General features: G+C 68.4%; 21 protein-coding genes and 2 pseudogenes. 9 read left to right on the top strand and 14 right to left on the bottom strand.

Annotated elements, in window-relative coordinates; all coding sequences use genetic code 11:
* The 4 genes and pseudogenes from G531_RS0118410 to G531_RS23910 all read right to left on the bottom strand — a co-directional run bounded on the left by G531_RS0118410 (position 1) and on the right by G531_RS23910 (position 4,515).
* The gene (locus tag G531_RS0118410) at positions 1-1,650 is read right to left on the bottom strand and encodes an AMP-binding protein (RefSeq protein ID WP_026928352.1); all 1,650 of its coding nucleotides are present in this window, start codon (positions 1,648-1,650) and stop codon (positions 1-3) included.
* Positions 1,650-2,477, bottom strand: coding sequence for an enoyl-CoA hydratase/isomerase family protein (locus tag G531_RS0118405; RefSeq protein ID WP_026928351.1), 828 nt, complete (start codon positions 2,475-2,477; stop codon positions 1,650-1,652). Before G531_RS0118405 ends, G531_RS0118410 begins: the two co-directional genes overlap by 1 nt.
* A gap of 82 nt (positions 2,478-2,559) precedes the next feature.
* Entirely contained in the window at positions 2,560-3,429 is an 870-nt protein-coding gene (locus G531_RS23915; protein WP_081684263.1) for an SMP-30/gluconolactonase/LRE family protein, read from the bottom strand.
* A gap of 207 nt (positions 3,430-3,636) precedes the next feature.
* Positions 3,637-4,515 (bottom strand): annotated as a pseudogene (locus tag G531_RS23910) (amidohydrolase family protein).
* A 345-nt stretch (positions 4,516-4,860) separates the two neighbouring features.
* Here G531_RS23910 and G531_RS0118390 point away from each other — a divergent pair.
* Both G531_RS0118390 and G531_RS0118385 read left to right on the top strand, forming a co-directional pair.
* Positions 4,861-5,754: an HpcH/HpaI aldolase/citrate lyase family protein gene (locus G531_RS0118390; protein ID WP_026928350.1), complete on the top strand. Its 894-nt coding sequence runs from the start codon at positions 4,861-4,863 to the stop codon at positions 5,752-5,754.
* A gap of 27 nt (positions 5,755-5,781) precedes the next feature.
* Complete coding sequence (locus G531_RS0118385) at positions 5,782-6,264, top strand: MaoC family dehydratase (protein ID WP_026928349.1); 483 nt, start codon at positions 5,782-5,784, stop codon at positions 6,262-6,264.
* Positions 6,265-6,603: 339 nt separating this feature from the next.
* Here the strand turns inward: G531_RS0118385 and G531_RS0118380 are convergent, their stop codons facing one another.
* Positions 6,604-6,798, bottom strand: coding sequence for a ferredoxin (locus G531_RS0118380; protein WP_026928348.1), 195 nt, complete (start codon positions 6,796-6,798; stop codon positions 6,604-6,606).
* A gap of 162 nt (positions 6,799-6,960) precedes the next feature.
* On the opposite strand from G531_RS0118380, the gene G531_RS0118375 reads away from it, so the two are divergent.
* The 4 genes from G531_RS0118375 to G531_RS0118360 are packed head-to-tail and all read left to right on the top strand — an operon-like array spanning position 6,961 to position 11,436.
* Positions 6,961-8,220, top strand: a complete 1,260-nt coding sequence (locus G531_RS0118375) for a cytochrome P450 (RefSeq protein ID WP_035759769.1) — start codon at positions 6,961-6,963, stop codon at positions 8,218-8,220.
* A 10-nt stretch (positions 8,221-8,230) separates the two neighbouring features.
* The gene (locus G531_RS23905; RefSeq protein ID WP_211221907.1) at positions 8,231-9,415 is read left to right on the top strand and encodes an NAD(P)/FAD-dependent oxidoreductase; all 1,185 of its coding nucleotides are present in this window, start codon (positions 8,231-8,233) and stop codon (positions 9,413-9,415) included.
* Positions 9,412-10,650, top strand: coding sequence for an MFS transporter (locus G531_RS0118365; RefSeq protein ID WP_026928346.1), 1,239 nt, complete (start codon positions 9,412-9,414; stop codon positions 10,648-10,650). Before G531_RS23905 ends, G531_RS0118365 begins: the two co-directional genes overlap by 4 nt.
* Positions 10,651-10,701: 51 nt before the next feature.
* The gene (locus tag G531_RS0118360) at positions 10,702-11,436 is read left to right on the top strand and encodes an SDR family NAD(P)-dependent oxidoreductase (RefSeq protein WP_026928345.1); all 735 of its coding nucleotides are present in this window, start codon (positions 10,702-10,704) and stop codon (positions 11,434-11,436) included.
* Between the two features lie 109 nt (positions 11,437-11,545).
* On the opposite strand, the gene G531_RS0118355 is transcribed toward G531_RS0118360, so the two are convergent.
* From G531_RS0118355 to G531_RS0118345, 3 genes are all read right to left on the bottom strand, one after another.
* Entirely contained in the window at positions 11,546-12,580 is a 1,035-nt protein-coding gene (locus tag G531_RS0118355; protein ID WP_026928344.1) for an LLM class flavin-dependent oxidoreductase, read from the bottom strand.
* Positions 12,581-12,612: 32 nt separating this feature from the next.
* Positions 12,613-13,374 carry an SDR family NAD(P)-dependent oxidoreductase gene (locus G531_RS0118350; RefSeq protein ID WP_026928343.1) on the bottom strand — a complete coding sequence of 254 codons (762 nt, stop codon included), beginning with the start codon at positions 13,372-13,374 and terminating at the stop codon, positions 12,613-12,615.
* Positions 13,375-13,459: 85 nt separating this feature from the next.
* Positions 13,460-14,950, bottom strand: a complete 1,491-nt coding sequence (locus G531_RS0118345; RefSeq protein WP_026928342.1) for an aldehyde dehydrogenase family protein — start codon at positions 14,948-14,950, stop codon at positions 13,460-13,462.
* A 185-nt stretch (positions 14,951-15,135) separates the two neighbouring features.
* On the opposite strand from G531_RS0118345, the gene G531_RS0118340 reads away from it, so the two are divergent.
* Both G531_RS0118340 and G531_RS0118335 read left to right on the top strand, forming a co-directional pair.
* Entirely contained in the window at positions 15,136-16,254 is a 1,119-nt protein-coding gene (locus G531_RS0118340) for an NDMA-dependent alcohol dehydrogenase (protein WP_026928341.1), read from the top strand.
* Positions 16,255-16,418: 164 nt separating this feature from the next.
* Positions 16,419-17,633, top strand: coding sequence for a M15 family metallopeptidase (locus G531_RS0118335; RefSeq protein ID WP_026928340.1), 1,215 nt, complete (start codon positions 16,419-16,421; stop codon positions 17,631-17,633).
* Between the two features lie 159 nt (positions 17,634-17,792).
* Here G531_RS0118335 and G531_RS0118330 read toward each other — a convergent pair whose 3' ends face one another.
* The 3 genes from G531_RS0118330 to G531_RS0118320 are packed head-to-tail and all read right to left on the bottom strand — an operon-like array spanning position 17,793 to position 21,244.
* Positions 17,793-19,241 carry an aldehyde dehydrogenase gene (locus G531_RS0118330; RefSeq protein ID WP_026928339.1) on the bottom strand — a complete coding sequence of 483 codons (1,449 nt, stop codon included), beginning with the start codon at positions 19,239-19,241 and terminating at the stop codon, positions 17,793-17,795.
* Between the two features lie 30 nt (positions 19,242-19,271).
* Complete coding sequence (locus tag G531_RS0118325; protein WP_026928338.1) at positions 19,272-19,568, bottom strand: EthD family reductase; 297 nt, start codon at positions 19,566-19,568, stop codon at positions 19,272-19,274.
* Positions 19,569-19,621: 53 nt separating this feature from the next.
* Positions 19,622-21,244 carry a flavin-containing monooxygenase gene (locus tag G531_RS0118320; protein WP_026928337.1) on the bottom strand — a complete coding sequence of 541 codons (1,623 nt, stop codon included), beginning with the start codon at positions 21,242-21,244 and terminating at the stop codon, positions 19,622-19,624.
* A 189-nt stretch (positions 21,245-21,433) separates the two neighbouring features.
* Between G531_RS0118320 and G531_RS0118315 the strand changes: the two genes are divergently transcribed.
* Complete coding sequence (locus tag G531_RS0118315; RefSeq protein WP_026928336.1) at positions 21,434-22,372, top strand: alpha/beta hydrolase; 939 nt, start codon at positions 21,434-21,436, stop codon at positions 22,370-22,372.
* Positions 22,373-22,454: 82 nt separating this feature from the next.
* Here the strand turns inward: G531_RS0118315 and G531_RS0118310 are convergent, their stop codons facing one another.
* From G531_RS0118310 to G531_RS26230, 3 genes and pseudogenes are all read right to left on the bottom strand, one after another.
* Positions 22,455-23,063 (bottom strand): SDR family NAD(P)-dependent oxidoreductase, encoded by a 609-nt coding sequence (locus tag G531_RS0118310; RefSeq protein ID WP_026928335.1) that lies wholly within the window; start codon positions 23,061-23,063, stop codon positions 22,455-22,457.
* Between the two features lie 64 nt (positions 23,064-23,127).
* Positions 23,128-23,898 carry an SDR family NAD(P)-dependent oxidoreductase gene (locus G531_RS0118305; protein ID WP_026928334.1) on the bottom strand — a complete coding sequence of 257 codons (771 nt, stop codon included), beginning with the start codon at positions 23,896-23,898 and terminating at the stop codon, positions 23,128-23,130.
* Positions 23,895-24,152: pseudogene (locus G531_RS26230) on the bottom strand (2-oxoacid:ferredoxin oxidoreductase subunit beta); the annotation flags it as partial. The pseudogene G531_RS26230 and the gene G531_RS0118305, both read right to left, overlap by 4 nt.

The following is a 24,152-nucleotide window of genomic DNA, read 5'->3' as shown; positions in this document are numbered from 1 at the left end:
TCAGGCCTGCTGCGCGAGCGCGGTGCGGTCGTGGGTGTCGGGGGTGACGCCGAGCTTGCGCAGTTCGGCCTTCTGCACCCGCTGACTCGGCGTCTTCGGCATCGCGTCGACGAAGCGCAGGTAGCGCGGCACCGCGAAGGCGGGGATCCGGGCGGCGGCGTGCTCCCAGACCTGCTCGGCGGTGACGTTCGCACTGGTGATCAGATACGCCATCACCTCGTCCTCGCCGGCCTCGGAATCGGCCGGGACGGCGATCACCGCGGTCTCGGTCACCGCCGGGTGGGACAGCAACGCGGTCTCCACCTCGTAGGAGGAGATGTTCTCTCCGCGGCGGCGCAGCGCGTCCTTGAACCGGTCGACGAAGTAGAACCAGCCGTCCTCGTCGCGACGCAGCGCGTCGCCGGTGTGGAACCAGAGATTGCGCCAGGCCTCGACGGTCTTCTCCGGCATGTTGAAGTAGCCGTTCGAGCACAGGAACGGGAAGCGCGGGCGGACCACGAGCTCGCCGATCTCGCCGACGCCGACCTCCTCATCGGTGTCGGGGTCGACCAGGCGTACGTCGAAGAACTCGTCGCAGGCCAGCCCGGCGGCGCCGGCGGGGCGGTCCTCCCCGTACGGGGAGATGATCGGGGCGGAGGTCTCGGTCAGGCCGAAGACCTCGACGAAGGCCTCAATGCCGTAGCGCTGCTTGAACATCGGCACCAGGCTGGCCGCGGTCGGGGCGGCGAAGACGGCACGCAGTTGATTGTCCAGGTCGTTGGCGCGGGGCTCCTGCTTGGACAGGAAGTCCATCATCACGCCGATGAAGTTGGTCACGGTGACCTTGGAGTCGCGGATGTGGTCGATCCAGCGGGAGGCGGAGAATTTGGTCCGCACCACCGCGCGGGCGCCGGCGATCAGGGCCGGATAGCAGGCCATGAACTGGGCGTTGCCGTGGAACAGCGGAGTGACGGTCAGCCAGGCGTCGGCGCTGGTCAGCCGGGTCAGCGAGACACATTCATCACCGAAGAAGTACATCTGGGCGTGCGGCATCGCGACGCCCTTGGACGGGCCGGTGGTGCCGGAGGTGAAGAACACCGAGGCGAGGTCGCTGTGACGGACCTCGGGCAGGTCGCCGGGGTGCTCGGTGAGCAGGTCGTCCCAGTCGGCGACCTCCCAGCCGTGGGCGCGCAGGCTCGCGGCGGCCTGCGGGGCGCTGCCGGTGTCGATGATCCAGAACTTCTCGATGGTCGAGGCGGCCTCGGCGACGGCGAGGAACTTGGCGGCGTGCACGTCGTCGATGACCGCGAATCGGGCGGCGACCGTACGCACCTGGTGGGCCAGGAAGTCGTGCTCGTAGGCGGTGTTGATCGGGACCTCGACGGTGCCGGAGACCGCGGTACCGAGCCAGGTACGGATGAAGCGGGAGGAGTTCGCGCCCATGATGACCACTCGGTCGCCCTTGACCGCGCCGGCGGCCAGCAGGGAGCGGCCGACCAGTTCGGCCTCGCGCAGCACGGCGGCGTAGGTCCAGGTGGCGTTCTCCTCCGGGCAGTCCAGGTAGATCGCGTCCGGGGTGGTCTGCGCGTAGTGGCGCAGCACCGTGGGCAGGGCCCACTGCGTCCGGTCGGCAAAGGTGGGCGTGAGGTCGGTATAGAAACGCTGAGCCATCAGGACTCGTTCCTTTCGGAAGACACGGGCCGGGTGAAAGGCGGGGTGAACTCGGGGCGGCGCTTCTCCAGGAAGGCGGCGGCGCCCTCGGTCATGTCGTCGCTGCCGATGGCCTGGATCAGGGTGGCCAGCGCCTGGTGCATGTTGTCCTGGGCCAGGTTCCACCAGACATTGGTGCTCGCCTTGGCGATCTCCAGGTAGCGCGGACTGAGCCGCTTGATCTCGCCGACCCAACGGTCGACCGCGGCGACCAGGTCGGCGTCGTCGACGACCTCGTTGACCATCCCGATCTCCAGGGCCTGCTCGGCGGAGTAGCGCCGGCACATCATCGCCATCTCCTTGCCGCGCTTGTCCCCGAGGACCGGGCCGAGGAAGTTGGTGCCCCCCAGCACGGGAGCGGAACCGACCTTGGGGCCGGTCTGGCCGAAGGTGGCCGAGCGGGCGGCGATCGCGAAGTCACAGGCCACAACGAGTTCGTTGCCGCCGCCGGCGGCGACGCCGTTGACCGCGGCGATCACCGGACGCGGGCAGGAGCGGATCGCGTTGACCAGTTTGTGCGAGGTGGTGAACAGCTGGCGCAGTTGGCGGGGGTCGGGGTCCTCGAGCTGACCGAGCGCGCCGCCGGCACAGAACGCCCGGCCGGTGCCGGTGATCACCACGGCGTACGCGTCGTCGGCGTCCTCGATGCCCGCGATCATGTCCCGGGCCATCGCCAGGTCGTACGCGTTCATTCGTTCGGGGCGCTGGAGGCGTACCCAGACCACGTCATCGCGGCGTTCCACCTTGATCGCCGGCACCTCGGTGTGCTCGGGTGCGGATCCCGTCATTGATCCTCCCAGCGATTCCGTCTCGCTATCATGGAAATGATTATAAGGATTATGACGAACTGGTGTCAACGGATAGGAAGGATCAGGGCAGTTTGTGAGCGTCGGCCGATGCGACCGGCAGGCCCGGGACGCCGGGGACCGCGGCCAGCACCGCACCGGCCAGCGGCTGGGCCACCACCTCCGCTGCGGTGAGGCGGTGCCGGGAGGTCGTGAGGTAGAGGGTGCGCAGGTCGGACCCACCGAAGGCGAGACTGGTCGGGTGGGTCACCGGGGTTGGAAACCGCCCGACGATGCGCCCCACCGGGTCGATCCGCAACACCCGGCCGCCGCCGAACAGGGCGACCCACGCATGGCCCTCGGCGTCCAGCGCCATTCCGTCGGGCAGGCCGGGCTCGTGCCGGAGGTCGCACCAGACGCGGCGGGAGCGCAGCGGGCCGGACCAACCGTCGAGGGTGAGGGCATGGATCTGCCGGGTCGGGGTGTCGATCCAGAGCACGGTGCTCCCCTCGGCGGTGCAGGCGAGACCGTTGGAAGCCCCGGCTCCGGTCACGATGACCTGCGTTCCGCCGGGCCCCAGGCGATAGAGGGCCCCGGCCCGGTTTCCGGAGGGATCGTAACTGCCGACCCACAGATTCCGTTCCGGATCGCACTTGGCATCGTTGAGCACCGCGGGCGAGGTGAGCCCCGGCAGCTGAAGTGTCCGGGTGATCCGGTCGCCGTCGAGGACGGCGATCTCGGTTTCCTGCCCGGCGACCCAGCCGGTCCGCGTGGGGATCGCGAAGCTGACCCGGCGCGGCAGTTCGAGGAGGCCGGTGCCGGTGTGGATGGTCCGGGCGGGCAGGTCGACGTAGGCCAGGGTGCCGGTGTCCGGCCGCCAGTGCGGGCCCTCGGCGAGCAGATGTCGGGCCGGACCGACCGGCACCCAGTCGCGGGCGGTGAGTCGCATCCTCATCGACCTCCCGAGATCTGTGTCGGGGCAGCTCTGCCCTGCCTGTCCTGGCACCCTAACCACGGGGCCAGACCATGGCAAGGATTCCTATGATTCGTACTAATTTGCTCGTGGTCGGGGTCGCCCGAACCGGGCACCGCCCGAGTTGTCCCGATCTTGACTCCAGACGCTCGAAATCGATCGAATCCGCCCCTTCAGGGGCGACTGGAGTCAGGATCGGGACGCCCACCCCGTTCGAGGTTGCGACGCGTAGGTCTGCTGCGCGTTCCCGGCGAAGACAGCCTCGAACTCGGTCGGGCTGAGGCCGGCCGTCACGTCCCGCAACGCCGCGACCGTGCTGGGGTAGTCGCCGGCGGTGGCCGAGACCGGCCAGTCGGTGCCCCAGATGACCCGACCCACGCCGAACTGCTCGAGCAGGACCTCGACCACCGGAGTCAGGTCCCCCGGCCGCCAGGTGGGCCCGGCCAACGTGGTCAACCCGGACAGCTTGATCCGGGCGTTCGGCAGCCGGGCGATTCAGGTCAGCGCGTCCCGCCAGGCCTGCATCGGCCGACTGCCCCAGCCGTCGCTGATGGGTGGCTTGCCCGCATGGTTGAGCACGCAGACCGTCGTCTCGGCCGCGGCGATCAAGCGCTCAACCACGGCCAGTTGGCCCACGCGGGCCATCACGTCGAACGGCAGCCCCAGTTCGCCCAACCCGCGCACGCCGGCGGTGACCAGCGGATGCGCGAACCAGGCCGCCGGATCGACCTCCTCCTGCGCCTGGTGCCGGATCCCCACCAGCTTCGTCCCGCCCGGCCCCTCCCGCAGGCGAGCAAGATCGTCGCGCCAGCCGGGGGCGCGCAGGTCCACCCACCCGACCACCCCGCGCAACCGGGGCTGGGCCGCGGCGTGGGCCAGGCAGTCCTCGGTCTCCTCGGCTACGTTGAGCGCCTGGACCACGAACGCCGCCCCGACCCCCGCCCGGTCCGCTTCGGCTACGTAGTGCTCCGGCAGGAACGACCGATCGATCGCTGCCTGCCTGACCGGATCGAGCCACGGGATCGGTCGCCGGGTCAGGTCCCACAGATGGATATGGCTGTCGAGCATCATCGGTCCACCACCTTCTGCCCGGCCGGCCGATGCCCCCCCGGGCGGGGTCTCGCGGTCTGCATCGAGCGCGACTCGGCACCGCTGGCCTCATCAGGTGCCCGGTTCACCGACCGCCCTGGCTATTGACTCTAATGATAATCATCATTTAGCTTGGCGGTGCGAGCAAAGCGCGAGCAGGTACGACCCCGCCAAGGCGGACCGGCACGAGACGTGCGGCGGAGCCGTCCCGGAGATGATGGAGCCCGAACTGTGACAATGCCGTCCCACAGCTGCGTCGGTGATCTCTCCCTCGGGCTGCCCCGCAGCCACTGACCCCTCTCCCACCTCTCCGCAGGAGCCCGCATGTTGCCCTATCGCACCATCCTGTTCGTCCCCGCCCACAAGACCGGCTGGATCGCCACGGCCGCCGAGGCCGGCGCCGACGCCGTGTGCCTGGACCTGGAGGATTCCGTGCCGCCGCAGCTTAAGACCGCGGCCCGCGAGGGTCTGGCAGCGGCGATCACCGAGATGGCGCAGAAGTATCCCAGGCTGGGCCTGTTCGTGCGGACCAACTCGTGGGCCACCCGGCTCACCGGGGTCGACCTCGAGAAGGCGGTCGTTCCCGGCCTGACCGGCCTGTTCGTCCCGAAAATCGACTCCGCCCGCGACGTCTACCGCTACGACGACCTGCTCGATCATTTCGAGGCCCAGGCAGGGGTCTCCGGGCTGGAGTACATCGTCCCGATCGAGACCATCCACGGCATCCAGAACTGTGAGGAGATCGCGGCGGCCTCCGACCGGGTCGGCGCGATGATCGGCCCCACCGCCGAACACGCCGACATCGCCAAGGCGGTGGGCTTCGAATGGTCCCCCGAGGGCACCGAGTCGCTGTTCCACCGGACCAAGATCATGCTCGCCACCAAGGCCGCCGGCAAGCACCCGCTCACCGCGCTGTGGGAGCGGATCCGCGACCTGGATGGGTTGCGTACGTTCACCGAGAACAACCGGAAGATGGGCTTCCGGGGCCAGGTCGTGCTGCATCCCACGCACGTGTCGGTGGTGAATGCGGCGTACACCCCCGATGCCGCGCAGATCGACTTCTACCGGGGCCTGCTGTCGACCTACCAGGAGGCCGAGGCCCGCGGTGACGGTGCAGTCATGTACGGCGACATCCACGTCGACAAGGCCCACGCCGACAAGGCGACCGACTGGCTGGCCGCCGTCGACCGCCTCGCCGCTCTCAACGGCGGCATCTGAGTTCCGCACGATTCCCTAGGAGACACCATGGCCGGTATGTGGTACGAGGAGTTCGAGCCCGGGCAGCATTTCAAGCACGCCTGGAGCCGGACCGTCACCGAGACCGACAACATCTTGTACACCTCACTGACGATGAATCCGGCCGCGCTGCACCTGGATGAGGAGTACATGAAGGCGAACAGCCCGTTCAAGCAGCGCATCGTGCCCTCGTTGTACACCGCCGGCCTGATCGGCGGCATGATCGTCAACGACCTCACCCTGGGCACCACCATCGGGAACCTCGGGTACACCAAGTTCGACTTCCCCAAGCCGGTCTTCCACGGGGACACCCTGCGCGCGGAGACCACCATCCAGGACAAGCGGGAATCCAAGAAGTGGCCGAACGCGGGCATTGTCTTCTTCGAGCACCTGGGCATCAATCAACGGGGCGAGGTCGTGCACATCGCCCATCGGGCCGGGCTGATGCTGAAGCGGCCCACCGAGGACGCCGCGGCCGCCACGGCCGGCTGACCAGCCCGGGCCGCGCCGGCCTGAGTCCCGCGGGTGTGCCGACGCAGCGCAATCTGTCCCGGCGCTGCGAACCTTGCGCGTGACTTCCGTGGCAACACGGGTCACGCGCGAGGTATCGAGGCCAGACCGTCGTTTTCGATGCAGCAAATCTCGGCGCGGCTCAGTCAGCGCACACTTCAGCGGCCCGCAACGCGTTCTGCTACATCGAAAACGACGCGCGAGCCCGGGCACGTCACCGTTGGTACGCCGCCCGCCGGGCCACCAGCACCGGGATGATCAGACCACGATCATCCGGGGCAGGTGACCCGGTTCGTTCATTTCCGCCTACGACCGGGCGGATCACTCCTCGATCGACAGCGCCAGTTCGGGGCAGGAATCCACGCCCAGGCGCGCGCCCTCCTCGAGTTCGACGGGAATCACGTCGTACTTGACCATCACGTGACCGTCCTCCTCGGCGAGGTCGAACACCTCGGGGCAGGACATGTTGCAGACGCCATGGCCCTGGCACTTGTCGAGATCGGCGATGACTTTCATGGGGGCTCCTTTGCTCCGTGTCGTCTCACGCGTATCGGTCGTGCCCCATCGTGGGGCACGGCCCCGGATCACCGGGATCCGGATCGTCGAAAGGCGTACACCTCTTGACCACCCAGATGATATAACTATTATCATAGAAAGCGTCCAGGGAAGGAGACAATGATGTCTGAGCAGCAGTCCCGTTGCCCCGTGATCCACTTCGATCATCATTCGCCCGAGCACGCCGCCGACACGGTGGGTGCCTACAGCAAGCTTCGGTCGGAATCCCCGGTCGCATGGACCGAGTCCTACGGCGGCTACTGGGTCCTGTCCAACTACAAGTCCGTCTTCGAGGCATCTCGCAATGACGACCTGTTCTCCTCCGCCCGCCACGACGAGTACGGCGGCGAGGGCCTCTCGGTCACCATCCCGAAGGCACCGACCGCCTTCCACATCCCGATCGAGCTGGATCCGCCGGACTTCCGCCCGTTCCGCAAGGCCGTCAACCAGGTCACCGCGCCCGCGGCGGTGAAGAAGCTCGACAGCGTGATCAAGCACTACGTCACCGGCTTCATCGACGAGATCATCGAGTCCGGCGAGGCCGACCTGGCCTTCGTCGCCGGGGTGCCCGCCGCGGTGACCGTGCACTGGCTCGGGCTGGATGCCGCGAAGTATCAGAACTACGTCAACGCGATGCACACGCTCGTCTCGGCCGCGCCCGGCTCGGCGGAGTACCGGCACGCCGCCGAGGTGGCCGTGCCGTGGGTCTCGAACACCGTCCGCGAGCACATCGCCAAGCGGCGGGCCGACCCGACCGACGATGCCACCTCGCACTTCATCAAGACCCCGGTCGACGGCCGCGACATGACCGACGACGAGGTCTACTCGATCCTGGAGCTGGTGATCTCCGGCGGCGTCGGCACCACGGCCTCGCTGGTCACCCAGGCTCTGGTCTGGCTCTACCAGAACCCGGAGGATCGACAGCGGCTCATCGACAACCCGGAGCTGGTCGACGTCGCCACCGAGGAGTTCCTGCGGGTCTTCTCCCCCACCCAGGCGCTGGCCCGCACGATCATGCAGGACGCCGACTTCCAGGGCTGCCCGGTCCGCAAGGGCGACCGCGCCCTGCTGGCCTGGGCCTCGGCCAACCGGGACCCGGAGCAGTTCGAGAACCCCGACACCGTCGACATCACCCGCTGGCCGAACCGCCACGTGTCCTTCGGCCTGGGGATCCATCGGTGCGCCGGCTCCCACCTCGGCAAGGCGATGGCCCGCGAGATGCTGCGCCAGGTGCTCGGCCGGATGGGCGACTACGTCGTGGACCTGGACAAGGTCGTGACCTACCCCGACCAGGGCACCAATGCCGGCTACCATTCGATCCCGGTAACCTTCACCCCGGGCACGCGGCTCAATGACACGCCGCTGTTCGCCGACGCTGAGTGAAGGAGGCATCGTGAGCGACCAGGATGCACCGGACCGGCGTACGTTCATCGTCGTCGGGGCCGGCCTGGCCGGGATGCGGGCCTGCACCACCCTGCGCCGCAAGGGCTTCACCGGCCGGCTGGTACTGATCGGTGGGGAGCCGCACCTGCCGTACGACCGACCCCCACTGTCCAAGGACGTGCTCCGCGGCAAGAAGGACTCCACCGCGCTGCCGTTCGACCCGGCCAAACTCGATCTGGAGGTACGCCTGAACACTCGGGCCACCGGACTGGACGCGGCCGCCCGGCAGCTGACCACTCGGGGCCCGGACGGGGAGAGCACCGAGTCCTTCGACGCACTGGTGATCGCCACCGGCGCGACACCGATCCGGCTGCCCGGGGACGGGGAGCAGCTCGTGCTGCGGACCATCGAGGACGCCCTCGTGCTGCGCGACCGGCTGGTCGACGGCGCCCGCGTGGTGATCATCGGGGGTTCCTGGATCGGGGCCGAGGTGGCCACCGTCGCCCGGGAACACGGCTGCCGGGTCACCTGCCTCGAGGCCGGTCCGGCTCCGCTCGCCCAGGCCCTCGGCAGCGAGATCGCCGACCGGCTCCGCGGCTGGTGGGACGGTATCGACCTGCGGGTCGACACCGCGGTCTCCCGGATCGACCCCAGCGACTCCGACCGGGGCGCGCAGGTGCTGCTCGCCGACGGCACGGTGCTCGCGGCCGATGTGGTCGTCACCGGGGTCGGCGTACGCCCGGACACCGGCTGGCTCGAGGGTTCGGGCCTCACCCTGCAGCGCGGGGTGGTGGTCGATGACCGGCTGATCGCCGCGCCCGGGATTGTCGCCCTCGGCGACATCGCCTCCCGGGATTCCGCGCGGGCCGGCGGCCGGCTGTCGCTGGAGCACTGGGACGAGGCGAGCACGGCCGGGATGCTGATGGCCGAGGCCCTGCTCGATCCGGAGAACGCCGCCGTGTACGACCCGGTGCCGTACTTCTGGTCCGACCAGTTCGGACACAAGCTGCAGTACGTCGGCCATCGCGGCCCGGCTGATCGGATCGAGATCGACGAGGTCGACGGCGAGCTGAGCGCGGTGCGCTGGTTCAATGCCGAGGACAACCTCACCGCCTGGCTCGGCGTCGATCTGCCGAAGGACCTGGTGAAGCACCGCAAGGCGGTCGGCGGGCCCCTGCAACAGCCGGTCGCATGACCTCGCCGGCCACCACGAGCACGCGGCGGATCCCGTACTGGATCCTGCTGGTGATCGTGGTCGGGATCGGGCTCAATCTGCGCTCGGTCCTCGGCGCGGCCCCGGTCCTGTTCGACCACCTGGTCGCCGATCTGGGACTGACCGCGACCGGGATGAGTCTCCTCTCGTCGATCAGCCTGATCGTGATGGGGGTCTGTGCCCCGCTGGGCCATCAACTCGCCACGAGGTTCACGCCCGAATGGGCGATCTTCGCCGCGCTGATGTTCCTCGCGGTCGGCAGCATCCTGCGGCTGTGGACCGACGGTGCGTGGGTGTTGTACGTGACCGCCGCTCTCACCGGAGCCGGGATGGGGGCTGCCACGGCGCTTATGCCCGGGTTCATCGCGCACGGCCTGCGGCGGATCCGCGGGACCGCGACCGGCATCTTCAGCCTGTCCATGGCGATGAGCGTCGCGATCGCGGCCGCGATCACCGCCCCGCTCGCCGATGCCGCCGGGTGGCGCTTTGCCCTGGCGGTGTGGGGCTTCTTCGCGCTTGTGGTGGCAGCCGGCTGGCTACTGCTCATCCGGCCGCTCCAGGCACTCCCCGAGTCCGCGACAACCCCTCCGGCGGGTGAGCCGGACGCGCTGCCCACCCTCGAGGAGGGCCTGAAGAAGGGCGGCCTGCCCTGGACCGACCGCACCGCCCAACTGGTCACGCTGATCGCCATGCTGGTGTATCTGCTGGGCTTCAGCTGTGTGGCGTGGATCGCGCCGAGCATGCTGTCGGTCGGGTACTCCGCGACCGAGGCCGCCGGGCTCTTCCTGGCTTTTCAGTTCGTCCAGGTGACCTCGATGATCGGGCTGCCGATCATCGCCGACTTCACCACCGACCGGCGGCCCCTGTTGGGGCTGTGTGCGCTGACCCCGACCATCGGGTTCATCCTGCTGCTGATCAACATGCACGAGCTGGCCCTCCCGGCGATGCTGCTGATGGGCTTCGGCATCGGCGGCGCGTCCACGCTGGTGCTGATCGTGGTCACCGACACCACCGGCAGCCAGCACGAGGCCGGCCGGCTCAATGCGATGTCGCTGCTGGTGTCGTACCTGCTGGGCGCCGGTGGCCCCTTCCTGATCGGACTCACCCGCGACCTGACCGGCTCGTTCGTCCCCGGGTACGCCATCCTGCTCGGCGCCGCCGTACTCTTCGGGCTCCTGGTGCCCTTTCTGAATCCCCGGCGCCGCGTCGTCGGTTGACCACCCAGCAACGACCGGTCCCGGACGGGATCCTCACGAATGGAGAAAGCAATGTCGCCATCTGCAGTCATCACCGGAGGCGCCCAGGGCATCGGCCGGGCCATCGTCGAGCGGTTCGTCGCCGACGGGTACCGGGTCGGCGTGGTCGATCAGAATGCCGAGGCGCTCGCCGCCCTGGCCGGACCCGGGATCGAGGTGTTTCCCGGCGATGTCCGCGACGATGCGCTGATCGACCGCGCCTGTACCCAGGTCCGCGGCACCGATCCGCTGACCACCTTCGTCGCCAATGCCGGGGTGATCCGGCCGGCCGCCTCCACCGAACAGGACCTGGCCGAGTGGGAACTCACCGTGTCGGTCAATCTCACCGGCGTCTTCACCGGAACCCGGACGGCCCGGGGGCACATGGCGGCCGGGTCCTCAGTGGTGCTGCTGTCGTCGATCTCGGCGGTTCGCGGCTTTGCCGAGCGCGCGGCGTACTGTGCCACGAAGTCGGGGGTGAACGGGCTGGTCCGGTCCCTGGCGACCGAATGGGGTCCGGCCGGGATTCGGGTGAACGCGATCGCGCCGGGCTCCACCCGGACCGAGATGATGCAGTCGATGATCGACGCCGGCCGGGCGACCGAGGACACCTACACCTCGCATTCCCCGTTGGGTCGACTCGCCGAACCGTCCGAGATGGCCTCGGTGGTCAGCTTCCTGGCCGGCCCGGACGCCAGCTTCGTCTCCGGGGTGGTCATCCAGGTCGACGGGGGCTGGCATGCCGCCGGCCTCGCCGCGCACGCCTGAGCGACGCCGCACGACGCGATCCACCGAAACGGCCCCCGGCAGCAAGCCGGGGGCCGGTTCAGTTTCGGGGCAAACGCGGAAGGCCGGTGCGCCCACCCCGGTTCCGGAATCAACTCGCGATGAACTGCTCCATCGCCACCGATTCCAGGTCCTGCAGCGGCCGGACGATCTCGCGTCCCACCTCGCTCAGGTACGCCGCGGTCTGCTCGGCATCCATCCCCGGCCAGTGCGGACGCACCAGCAGGGGCCCGATCGGCAGCCGCGCGGCGATGTCGCTGATCTCCTGGCGCACCTGATCGGGGTTGCCGAGCAGCACGTGATCCTTGACGTTCTCCAGGAACTCCGCGTCGACGCGCTCCTTGTCCAGCAGCTGCATGCCCTTGTCGGCGTAGGAGACGTACTTGACCCTGGCCACCGCGGCGAACTTCTGGAGGGCGTCGTCGGCGTCGGTGCCCAGGTGCAGTTCCCGGCGCAGCGGTAGCTTGTTCAGCGGCAGCCCGCGCTTCTGCCGCTCGGTGACGTAGATCCCGATCAGATCCTCGACCTGATCCAGCGTCTGCTGCGGGGTGATGGTCCACACGTCGCCGTGCCGGGCCGCGCGCTTGACCCCGAGCTTCTTCATCGCGCCCAGCCAGATCGGCGGCCGCGGCTGCTGCACCGGGCGAAGGTGGGTGGCCTGATCCCGGACCGTCCAGAACTGCCCCTCGAAGGTCACCCGGTCCTGGGTCCACAACTGGGTCATCAGCGCGATCTGCTCCTCGAGCATGTCGTAGCGCTTGCTGAAGTCGGCACCGAGTGTCTCGTACTCGTTGGTCATGTAGCCGGTGCCGATCCCGATCACCAGCCGCCCGCGGGTGATCACATCGAGCGTGGCCAGTTCCTCGGCCAGGATCACCGGGTTGTGCAGCGGACCGATCAGGACCGTGGTGCCCAGTTTCACGTCATCGTCGAGTTCGGCAGCCAGCCGGGCCAGCAGCGGGATCGGCTGGAACCAGCGGAACCCGTCATAGACGAAGTGCTGCCCGATCGTGAGGTACTTGAAGCCGGCGGCCTGGGCGGCCTCCACCTTGCGCAGCATCAGGTCGAGGTGCTCGGTGGCCGAAACGTTGACGGGCTGGTCGCCCATCAGGATGCCGAAATCCATCTGTTCTCCTTTGAACGTACGCCGCCCGGCACCTACTTGGCGGTCATCCCGCCATCGACCGGGATCGTCACGCCGGTGACGAAGCTTGCCATGTCCGAGGCGAGGAACAGCGCCACCGACGCCATTTCCGACGGCTGCGCGGCCCGTCCCATCGGGATCGTCGCCACGAAGGCCTCCATCCGCTTCTTGGTCTCCTCCTCGCTGGCCCGGAAGAAGGCGGGCAGGCCCGGGGTCTCGGTGGTGCCGGGGGCGATGCCGTTGACGCGTACGCCGTCGGCGGCCAGCGCCAGCGCCATCGAGCGGACCAGGGCGATCACGCCGCCCTTGTGGAAGGAGTACATCGGACTGAACGGGGAGCCGACCAGACCGGAGGTGGAGCTGGCCCAGATCACCGACGCGTTGCCGGACTTCTTCAGCAGGTCGGTCAGGTACCCCGAGAGGAAGAACGAGCCGCGGATGTTGATCTCGGTGGCGAGGTTCCATTCCTCCAGGGTGAGGTCCATCCCGGCGGCGCCGGGGATTCCGACGTTGTTGTAGAGCACGTCGAGTTTGCCGTGCTCGGCGGCGACCTTGTCGGCCAGCGCCTTCAGGGCGTCGAGGTCGCGGACGTCGACGACCTCACCCTGGGCGGAGCCGCCGGCGGCCTTGATATCGGCGACGGTCTGGTTGGTCGCGTCCTCGTTCACGTCCACGACGATGACGTGGGCGCCCTCCTTGGCGAAGAGTTTGGCCGCGGCCTGGCCCATCCCCGAGCCGGCGGCGGTGATCAGGGCGATCCTGTTCTCGAGCAACATGGTGGTTTCCGATCTGTGATGTGAGTGGCTGGCGTACGGCCGATCGCGGCGCCGAGAGGTCCCGGCGCCGCGGCCGGGGGCGGGATCAGGTGCCCGGCGGGCGGGTGATGCCGGCCAGCGGGTACTGGATGTGCTTGACCTCGAAGAACTCGGCGAAGCCGTCCTCGCCCAGTTCGCGGCCCACGCCACTGCGGCCGGGGCCGCCCCAGGGAGCGTCCGGGCGCATCCCGGCGCCGCCGTTGATGGTGACGGTGCCCGAGCGGATCTCCTTGGCGACCTCCATCGCCTGGTCCAGCGGCCCGAACACATTCGCCGCCAGGCCGTAGACGGTGTCGTTGGCGATCTCGATCGCCTCGTCGACGGTTTCGTAGGTCTGCAGGATGCCGATCGGGGCGAACAGCTCGGTGTCGCTGATCGGGTCGTCCTCGGCGACGTCTGCCAGGATGCCCGGCTTCAGGTACCAGCCGGTGTCCAGGCCGTCCACCCGGCCGCCACCGGCGCCCCAGCGCGCCCCCTTGTCCAGGGAGGCCTGGACCAGGCCCTCGACCTTGGCGCGGTGAGTCTCGGAGATGACCGGGCCGACGATGGTGTCCTCCTGCTGCGGATCGCCGACCTTGACGGTGTCGATGAACTCGTCGGCGAGCTGGAGGAACTCGTCCTTCTTGTCCGCCGGGACCAGCACCCGGCTCCAGGCGGCGCAGCCCTGGCCGGCGTTGCGGGCGAAGCGCAGGATGGAGGCGCCCACGACGGCCTTCAGGTCGGCGTCGGGGAGGATGATGTTCGGGCTCTTGCCGCCGAGCTCCAGGACCGACTTCGACAGCGATCCGGTCGCGGCCTGGGCCATCACCAGCGCGCCGACGCCGTCGGAGCCGGTGAAGGAGGCCATGTCGATGTCCTGGTGCGAGGTCAGGTGGATGCCGATCTCGGGGCCGCCGGTGACCAGGTTGACCACACCGTCGGGCAGTCCGAGCTCGTCCAGGATGTCGAACACCTTCAGGGTGGTCCACAGGCCCTGCGGGGAGGGCAGCGCCACCACGGTGCAGCCGGAGGCGATAGCGCCGCCGAGCTTCCACGCGAGCAGGTTCAGCGGATAGTTGTACGCCGGGAGGCAGGCCACCACGCCGACCGGCTCGTAGCGCAGGATCGACGCCGAGGCGACCGGCTTGTAGTACAGCGGCAGCGCCTGTTCGTAGCCGCCGCGCGGACCCTTGAGGGCCATCTCGGCGTACCAGCGAAACACCTCGATCGGGCCGCCGACCTGCATCCCGCGGCAGGCGCCGATCGGCGTACCGACCTCGTCGGCCATGGTCCGGGCCAACGGTTCGAGTTCCTCCTCGAGCCGCTCAGCGAGGCGGATCAGCACGTCCGAGCGCATCTGCGGCGTCCAGGCGCGCCATTCCTTCGAGCGGAAGGCCTGCTTGGCCGACGCGACCGCCTCATCGACCTGCTCGATGCTGCTGGTAATGGTGGTGCCGATCGTTTCCACGCGCGACGGACTCTTCGACTCGTAGGGGGCCCCCTGGCCCTCATGCCACTGGCCGTCGAAGTAGGTGCTCTTGGTCCTGGTTTCAGTCATCAGGTTGTCCCCTCGGTACCTTCAACGTTGAAGTAGATAGTAATCGTTATACTAGATTGCGACCCGAAGAGCAATGCCGGCGACAGAATCCGCGACCTTGCTTCGAGGGGTGGACTAATCCAGGGTTACTATGATTATGATTCGAACGTAGACGGCGTTGTCTGCATCCACCCAAGGAGGAATCAATGAAGATCCCAGGTGCCCTGATTTTTGAGCCCGGAACCAACTCCGGATGGACCATCGAGGAAGTCGAGCTGGACGACCCGAAACGCGGTGAGATCCAGGTCGAGATCGCCGCGTCGGGCCTGTGCCACTCCGACGACCACGTCGACACCGGTGACATCCCGCTGAACTGGGCCCCGATCATCGGGGGTCACGAGGGCGCCGGCGTGGTGACCAAGGTCGACGATTCGGTCACCACCGTCCAGGTCGGCGACCACGTCGCCCTCTCCTTCCTGCCCTCGTGCGGCAAGTGCTACATGTGCATCCAGGGCAAGGCCAACATGTGTGTGCTGGGCGCCGGTACGCTCGGCGGTGTCCAGCCCGACGGCACCCACCGCGTACACGCCCGGGGCATGGGTGTCGGCCAGTTCTCCTACCTGGGCACCTTCGCCCCCTACGTGACCGTACCGGTCGAGGCCGCGGTCAAGATCCCCAAGGAGATCCCGCTGGACAAGGCCGCCCTGATCGGCTGCGGTGTTCCCACCGGCTGGGGCTCGGCGATCTACGCCGGCAACGTCCAGATGGGCCAGGTCGTGGTGGTCTTCGGCGTCGGCGGCGTCGGTATGAACGCGGTCCAGGGCGCCCGGCAGCGGCACGCTCGGGCGATCGTCGCGGTCGACCCCGTCCAGCGCAAGCGTGACTGGGCCAAAGACTTCGGCGCCACCCACACCGCGAGCAACGAGGACGAGGCGCGAAAGATCGTCGACGAGCTCACCAACGGCCAGGGCGCCGATGTGGTCATCATCACCATGGGTGTGGCCGATCCGAAGCTGCTCCAGCCCGCCGGTGACATGACCGTACGCGGCGGCACCCTGGTGCTCACCTCCGCGGCCAAGGTGGGCCTGCAGAACCTCGACTTCGACCTGTTCACCTTCGCCATGTCGGGCAAGCGGCTGCAGGGCACCCTGTACGGCTCGACCAACGCGCCGTTCGACATGCCGCTGATCCTCGGCCTCTACCAGCGCGGGGAGATGAAGCTCGACGAGCTGATCACCCAGACCTACAAGCTGACCGACCTGAATCAAGCGGTGCAGGACATGCGCGACGGACTGAACATCCGCGGCGTCATCACCGAGTTCTGAGCTCCCCCCCCCCCAGCGATCCGCGCCCCCGGCTCCGGCCGGGGGCGCAGTCGCGTTCCCGGGGGATACTTCCGGCGGAAGCTTCCCGCCGCCGGGAGAGGCGGTCGCCCCGGTGACGCCGTTACGTTCAGTGCGCACCCCCACCCCGAACCTACGGAGTCCCCGTGAAGAAGCTGCGCACCCTGGCGATCGGCGGCGTTGCCGCTGCGGCGCTGACCCTCGGCGTCGTCGCCGCTCCCGGGCTGATCGACACCGCGGCCGCGAAGAACTACCGGCTCAGCGACTACGGCAAGAACCCGCACTCCTCCAATGCCGAGCACGCCAGCTGGGGTAACAAGGCCTGGCCGAATTGCCCCACCGACATCGTGATGGCAACGTCGAACACCGGCGACCGGGCCGGCGTACGCAAGGCGCTCGCGCCCCTGGTCAGCGCGTTGCTGATCCGCACCGAGGCGATGGGGTACGCCCTGGACCCGGCCCAGACCGGCGGCTTCGACTGTCGTCCGATTCGCGGCTCGGACAAGCCGTCGAACCATTCCCGCGGGCTGGCTGTCGACCTGAACTGGAATCGCAACCCGATGGGCAGCACGTTCGTCTCCGACATCCCGCCCACCGTGGTGGCGATGTGGGAGACGCACGGCTTCTACTGGGGTGGTCGGTACTCCAGCCGACCCGATGCGATGCACTTCGAGTACATCGGCTCGGTGGACTCCGTCGCGCAGAACCTGGCCACGCTGAACAGTTCGGACAAATCGACACCCACGCGCAGCGTGAGCCCCCGGCAACCGAGCCCGACCCCCGCGAAGCCCAGCAGCACCGCGAAGCCCAGCACGACCGCGAAACCCAGCAGCACGGCGAAACCCTCGATCACCGCAGAGCCCAGCAGCACCGGGAAGCCCAGCAGCACGGCGAAAACCCCGATCACCGCCAAGCCCAGCACCACCGCCAAGTCGACCAGCACCGCAAGGCCGAGCACCCGACCGACGGTGACGATCAAGCCCACCGCAACCGCGAAGCCGAGTACCAGCGCCGGCCCCACCGGGCCCGCCGAGCCCTCGACGGCGCCGACGGCAACCGCGCACCGGACGGGTGAGCGGCCCACGCTTGCGGCCGAGTCGCCCGTCTCGAATCCCTGGACCCCGGCTCCGAGCAGCCCGGTCTCGAACCAGCCCGGACCCGGGACCGCGGTGCCCGACCCGTCCCGGTCGCCGTCGAGTCAGTCCGCGCCGGCGGATCCGGAGCCCAGGGACCGCGGCGTCGACGGCTCGGATGCCAAGGGCGATCTGCCGGCCGACCCGCCGGCCCCTGCGCCGAGCGGGGGGGAGATCCCGGCGAAGAACACCGGGCCGGGTGGGAAGTTGGCCCGGACCGGACACTGACGGGATGTGGTCCGATCCTGCCACCAGAAGCCCGAAACGGGTCCCATCCGGCTCTGTGGGACCCACTGGCGGCAGGATCCGACCACCTTTCCGGCCGCACCTCGCCAAGGACCGGGGCCGGCCACCGCAACGGTGACCGGCCCCGGCTCTGTCCCGCTCTCAGGGAGTCATGATCAGCTTGTTCTCGACGAAGGCGCTCAGACCCTCGACATTGCCCTCGCGGCCCAGGCCGGACTGCTTGTAGCCGCCGAAGGGTTCGGTGACCACCATCTGCCAGTTGTTGATGCCGATCTGGCCGGTCCGGATCTTCCGAGCGATCTTCTCGGCCTCTTCATCACTGCCGGCGAACACGGCCCCCGAGAGGCCGTACTCGGTGGCATTGGCGATGTCGATGGCCTCCTCGATGGTGTCGTAGGGCATGACCACGATCACCGGGCCGAAGATCTCCTCCTTGGCGATCCGCATGTCCCGGGTCACATCGGCGAACAGCGTCGGCTCGACGAAGGCGCCCTCCTCGAACCCCTTCGGCACACCGCCGCCGGTGACCAGGCGAGCACCCTCGCTCTTGCCGACCTCGATGTAGTCCAGCACGCGATCCTGCTGCCGCTTGGCGGCCAGGGGTCCGAGCAGGACACCCTCTTCGCGCGGGTCCCCGACCTTGATCCCCTCGTAGGCGGCCTTCATCGCGGTGACGAACTCCTCCTGCCGGCTGCGCGGCACCAGGACGCGAGTCAGCGCGGCACAGACCTGGCCGGAGTTGCCCAACCCGGCGAACACCACCGAGCCGAGCGTCTTCTCCAGGTCGGCGTCCTCGGTCACGATCGCGGCCGACTTGCCGCCCAGTTCCAGGCTGACCCGGCCGATCCGACCAGCGACCGATTCCATGATCTTGCGGCCGGCCGCGGTGGAACCGGTGAACGAGACCTTGTCCACGTCGGGGTTGGAGATCAGATGCTGACCCGCTTCGCGTCCGCCCGGCAGGACATTGATCACGCCCGGGGGCAGGCCGGCCGCGTCGAACGCCTCGGCCAGCATCATCACGCTGACCGGACCCTCGGGGGCCGGCTTGAAGACCACGGTGCAGCCGGCGGCCAGGGCCGGCCCGATCTTCAGCGATCCGGTCGCGACCGGACCGTTCCACGGGATGATAATCGCGCAGACGCCGACGGGCTCCCGGACCAGCTTGCCCTTGCCGCCCTCCCAGGAGCGCTCCTCCTCGAAGGTGAACCGCTGGTACAGAGTGGAGGAGTCCTCCCACATCTTGCGGGCGTTGTCGTGGAAGGCGTCGGCAATCATCTGCGGGGCGCCGATCTCCACGGTGAAGGCGGCTGCCATGTCGGGCATCCGCTTCTTCACCTCATCGCCGATCCGGCGCAGGTATCCGGCGCGCTCTTCCGGGCTCAGGTGGGGCCAGGGGCCCTCGTCGAAAGCCTTGCGGGCCGCGGCGACCGCCCGATCCATGTCCTCGGGCTGGGCATCGGGCACGGTGGCGATCACCTTGCCGTTGATCGGAGAGACGACCTCGATCTTCTTGTCCGTGGCGGGTTCGACCCACTCGCCACCGATGAACAGCTTGTCGAAGCTGCGGATCTGTTCTACGTCAGTCATTGCTCTGTTCTCTCTGCTGCGCGGGCTGGTTCAGTAGGCGTAGGAGTTCATGGTGAAACCGGCATGCGGCAGGTCCGCCATGTCGGCGGTAGCAGCCTGCCCCTCGGGCGAGCCGAGTGAGGCGCCGGCGGCCTCCTTGGACTCGTAGTCCATGACCGCGACCAGGAAGTGCTCGGGCCGGGAGCCATCCAGGCTCTCGCACTGGCCCCAGGTGTAGCCGGCCAGGTTGGGCATCTTCCCGGCCTTCACCGCATGCGAGGTGCGGTAGTGCTCGAGGAAGGCATCGGTGTTCTCGGGGTGGTTGTAGGTGACGACAATGCGGAACATGGGCGGTCCTTTCGGGTGCGGGCCGTGATGTGGAAGTGGTGAGGTGACGGGTTTCAGGCGGTGACGAAGCCGGAGTAGTTGTTCTCCCGGGTGGCGTCGATGGCCTTCTCGTACTCGACGACGCCGCCGGCGTACGGCATGAACAGCTGCGGCTTGCCGGGGATATTGGCTCCGCGGTACCAGGAGCCGGAATCGCCCTGGGGCCACAGGGTCATGTTGGCGATGGCCTCGACGGTCTCGACCCACTGCTTCTGCGCGATCGGCTCCGCCTCGATGGTGGTACGCCCGTTCGCCTTCTGGTCGGCGAGCATGTGCGACACCCACTCGACGTGCTGCTCGATCGCGGTGATCATGTTCGCCAGCACCGACGGGCTGCCGACATTGGCGACCAGCACCATGTTCGGGAATCCGGCGGTCGACAGCCCCAGGTAGGTGGCCGGACCCTGGTGCGTCCATTCCTCGGCGAGCTTGCGCCCGTCCCGGCCGGTGATGTCGATCTGGGTGAACGCCCCGGTGAAGGAGTCGAAGCCGGTCGCCAGCACGAGCACGTCGAAGTCGTAGGTGCTGCCGTCGACGAACTCGACGCCGGTCTCGGTGAAGGTCGCCAGCGCATTCGTCCGCACGTCAGCCAGGGTGACGTTCGGCTTGTTGAAGGTCTCGTAGTAATCGGTCGCGATCACCGGACGCTTGGCCCCCATCGGGTACGAGCGCGGCTTCAGCAGGTCGGCCACGGCCGGGTCGGTGACGGTCTCGTCGATCTTCTCGTGGACGAATTCGCAGACTGCGTCGTTGGCCTCCTTGTTGAACATCAGGTCGGCGAAGGCACCGAGGAAGTTGATGCCACCGCCCTCCCAGCGCTCCTGGAAGGTGTCGTGGCGCTCCTGGGCGTCCACCTCCATCGCGTTCTTCGGGTTGTCCGACCGGAACACGCCCGCGGGGTGGGCGCGGTTGCGGCGCCGGCGATCGGGGTAGTCGGCGCGGATCTCGTCGAGCTCGCCGTCGTTCAGCGGCCGGTTCCGGGTCGGGATGACGAAGTTCGGGGTGCGCTGGATGACCAGCAGGCTGTCCACGATCTCGGCCAGGGCGGGGATCACCTGGGCACCGGTGGACCCGGTGCCGATCACCGCGACCTTCTTGCCGGTGAGGTCGGCGTCCTCGGGCCAGTTCCAGGTACGCAGGACCTCGCCGGTGAATCGGTCGAAGTTCGGCAGATCGCTGGGCTCCTTCGGGACGCTGAGGCAGCCGACCGCCATCATCACGTACTGGGAGGTGATGCTCCGGCCGGTGTCGGTGGTCGAGGTCCACCGCTTGGTCTGCTCGTCCCAGGTCATCTGGGTGACGCGGGTGTTGAAGTCGATGTCCTTGCGCAGGTCGTTCTTGTCCGCGACCGCCTTCAAGTACTTCAGGATGTCGGCCTGAGCGGGATACTTCTCGGTCCATTCATAGGTTTGATCCATTTCCGGATCCCAGGAGTACGAGTAGTCCACGCTCTCCACATCACATCGCGCGCCGGGATAGCGGTTCCAGAACCAGGTCCCGCCCACCTCGGGTCCGGCCTCGACGGCACGCACGTTGTAGCCGTCGCCGCGAAGTTTGTGCAGTAGGTACAGACCGGAGAATCCGGCGCCGACGATCAGTACATCCAGCTCGGCGGAGTTCGAGTTTTCCTTCGACATAGAACGCTCCTCATTGAGTGTTGTCGGACCTCGACGGTCGGGGGCGACCGCTTCGACGAGGTCTCTCTAGTAATCATAGGCATAGTTACCATCGAATGTCAGCAACCTCTGGCAGATCATCCGATTGATGCCTATGATTGTTCTTAATAGGCCAGCGCCGGTGACGGCGCCTGAACAATGAGGTTTGACATGGCTCTTGACGAAGCAACCGCTGGATTCCTCGCCGCTGCCGCCGAGCAGGGTGGGCCCGCACTCCACGAGATGACCCCCGAGCAGATGCGTGAGATGAACGGAGGCCTGACCCCGCTGTTCGGAGCGGGCCCCGAGGTCGGCTCGGTCGACACCATCAGCATCCCGACCGCCGACCACGAGTCCTTCCCCGTCCGGGTCTTCAAGCCCAAGGGCGAGACCGACACGATCATCGTCTACTACCACGGTGGTGGTTGGGTGATCGGGGACCTCGACGGGTTCGACACCCTGTGCCGCCAGATCACCGACCGGACCGGCGCGACCACGGTGCTGGTCGAGTACCGCAAGGCACCGGAGTACCGCTACCCCACCGCCGCCGAGGACGCGTGGACCGCCCTGCAGTGGGTCGTGGCGAACCAGGCCGACCTGGCGGGGGAGAACGCGAAGCTGATCGTGGCCGGCGACTCCGCCGGCGGCAACCTGTCGGCGATCGTGGCCCAGCGCGCAGTCAAGGAGGGTGGCCCGCAGCTCGCGCTGCAGGGTCTGATCTACCCGGTCACCGATGCCGACTTCGCCACCGCCACCTACAACGACCCGGCCAATGCGCTGATGCTCAACAAGGAATCGATGGTGCTGTTCTGGGACCTGTACGCCCCCGACGAGATGGAGCGGGCCAACCCCGACGCCTCCCCGCTGCAGGGTGATCCCACCGGTACGGCGCCGGCCCTGGTCCTGATCGCCGAGCACGATGTGCTGCGCGACGAGGGGCAGGCGTACGCCGCCAAGCTGCGCGACAGCGGCGTACTCACCGAGGAACACCTGGTCGAGGGGCAGATGCACGGCTTCTTCACCTTCCCGAACGTGCTGCCGGGCGCGGCCACCGGGATGGACCTGTTTGTCGCTGCGGTGAAGAAGGCCACCGCGAAGCAGACCGCCTGACCGCCCGCGGTCGGCCGATCGCACCGCTGGGTCGGGCCCTGTCACCGCACGGTGACAGGGCCCGATCGGTCTCTCCGGCCGATCAGGCTGCGGTGTAGCCGCCGTCGACCGGGATGGCGACTCCGGTGATCCAACTGGCTTCATCGCTGGCCAGAAACAGGGCCAGGTGGCCGAAGTCGACGGCCATTTGTCTGGTCATGGCGATCACGCCACCCTTCGCGGCCGCGTACGGGAGGATGCGTCCGACGCCCACCAGGCCGCCCACGCTGGCGGTGTTGATGATGCTTCCGGCGCCCCGCTCCAGCATGTCCGGCATCGCCTGGCGGGCGCACAACCAGACACTCTTCAGGTCCACGGCGATGACCCGGTCCCACAACTCTTCCGTGATCTCCGTCGCCGAGCCCGCACCCGCGATCCCGGCGTTGCAGAACAGCACCTCGATGGGGCCGAAGGCGCTGCGGACACGATCGAACGCACGAGCGACTGCGCCCGAGTCGGTGACATCGGCCCGGAGGCCGATCGCCCTTCCCCCGCCGGCCACGATCGTTGCCGCAGTCTGTTCGGCCGCCGCACCGTCGAGATCCACGCAGCCGACCAGGGCACCCTCCCGGGCGAAGATCTCCGCGCCGGCCCGGCCCAAGCCTGATCCGGCGCCGGTGAGAATCGATACTTTGTCCTGCAATCGCCCCATGGCGAGCTCCCGGTTCGGTGTTGTGGTGCGTCAGTGGCCCCGCGCAACAGGCGCCGGCGCCATTTCATTTGACGAGGTAGCCGCCATCTGCCACGAGGGAGTGACCGGTGACGTACGAGGCCTGATCGGAGCAGAGCCAGAGGGTGGCGCGGGCTACCTCGATGGGGTCACCGATGCGTGGCATGACGCCGCCGACCCGGGCGAGGTACTGCGCGTCGGAGTCGCCGGACACAGCGCGTCGAGCGGCCACCATGGGAGTATTGACCACCCCGGGCAGGACCGCGTTGATGCGCAGGCCGGCCGATCCGTACTGCTGGGCCGCCGATTCGGTGAGGCCGATCACCCCGTACTTGGCCGCACTGTACGCCGGGGCCAGGCCGGAAGCCCTGCGCGACCGGGTGGACCCGATATTGACGATCGCGCCCCCGGTCCCCTGGGCCAGCAGCTGCCTGACCTCGTGCTTCAGGCAGACCGCAACCCCGACCAGGTCGACCGACACGATCCGGCGGAACACTTCCTCGTCCATGTCGTGCACGGGCAGATCGTCCGGCATGACGGCAGCGTTGTTCACCGCGATATCCAGACTCCCGAACGCGTCCAGTACGTCGGCGACCGCCCTGGCCACCGAGGCGCTGCCGGTGACATCGGTGGGCACGTAGATCGCGCGTCCGCCCGCTGCGGTGACCGCGCCCACCGTCTCCTGCCCCAGCTCGTCGGCCACATCAAGTACGGCCACTGCCGCCCCCTCCTGCGCGAACAGCTCGACGGTGGCCCGGCCCATGCCGCTGGCACCTCCGGTGACGACGGCGACGCGGCCCTCGAGCAGCCCGGTCATGCCAGGGTCCAGGTGTCGTTGCCGTTGATCAGGGCCTGGAGGTCGGCATCGGTGACGGGGGTCTCGCCCTGGGCGGCACGGACCTGCGCGCGAGCGAGGTCGTCGTAGGCGGGCCGGTCCACGTCCCGGAAGATCCCGATCGGGGCCCGGCGCAGGACCCCGGCATCGGTCAGCCGGGACAACGCGAACGCGTACGCCGGGTCCGGGTTGTGCGCATCATGGACCAGCACCGCCTCGGCGCCGACCTCGGCGAC

Origin of the sequence: Granulicoccus phenolivorans DSM 17626 = NBRC 107789 = JCM 15570 (genome assembly GCF_000423085.1) — a bacterium.
GTDB lineage: Bacteria > Actinomycetota > Actinomycetes > Propionibacteriales > Propionibacteriaceae > Granulicoccus > Granulicoccus phenolivorans.
This window is presented reverse-complemented; position numbering and strand designations above follow the sequence as displayed.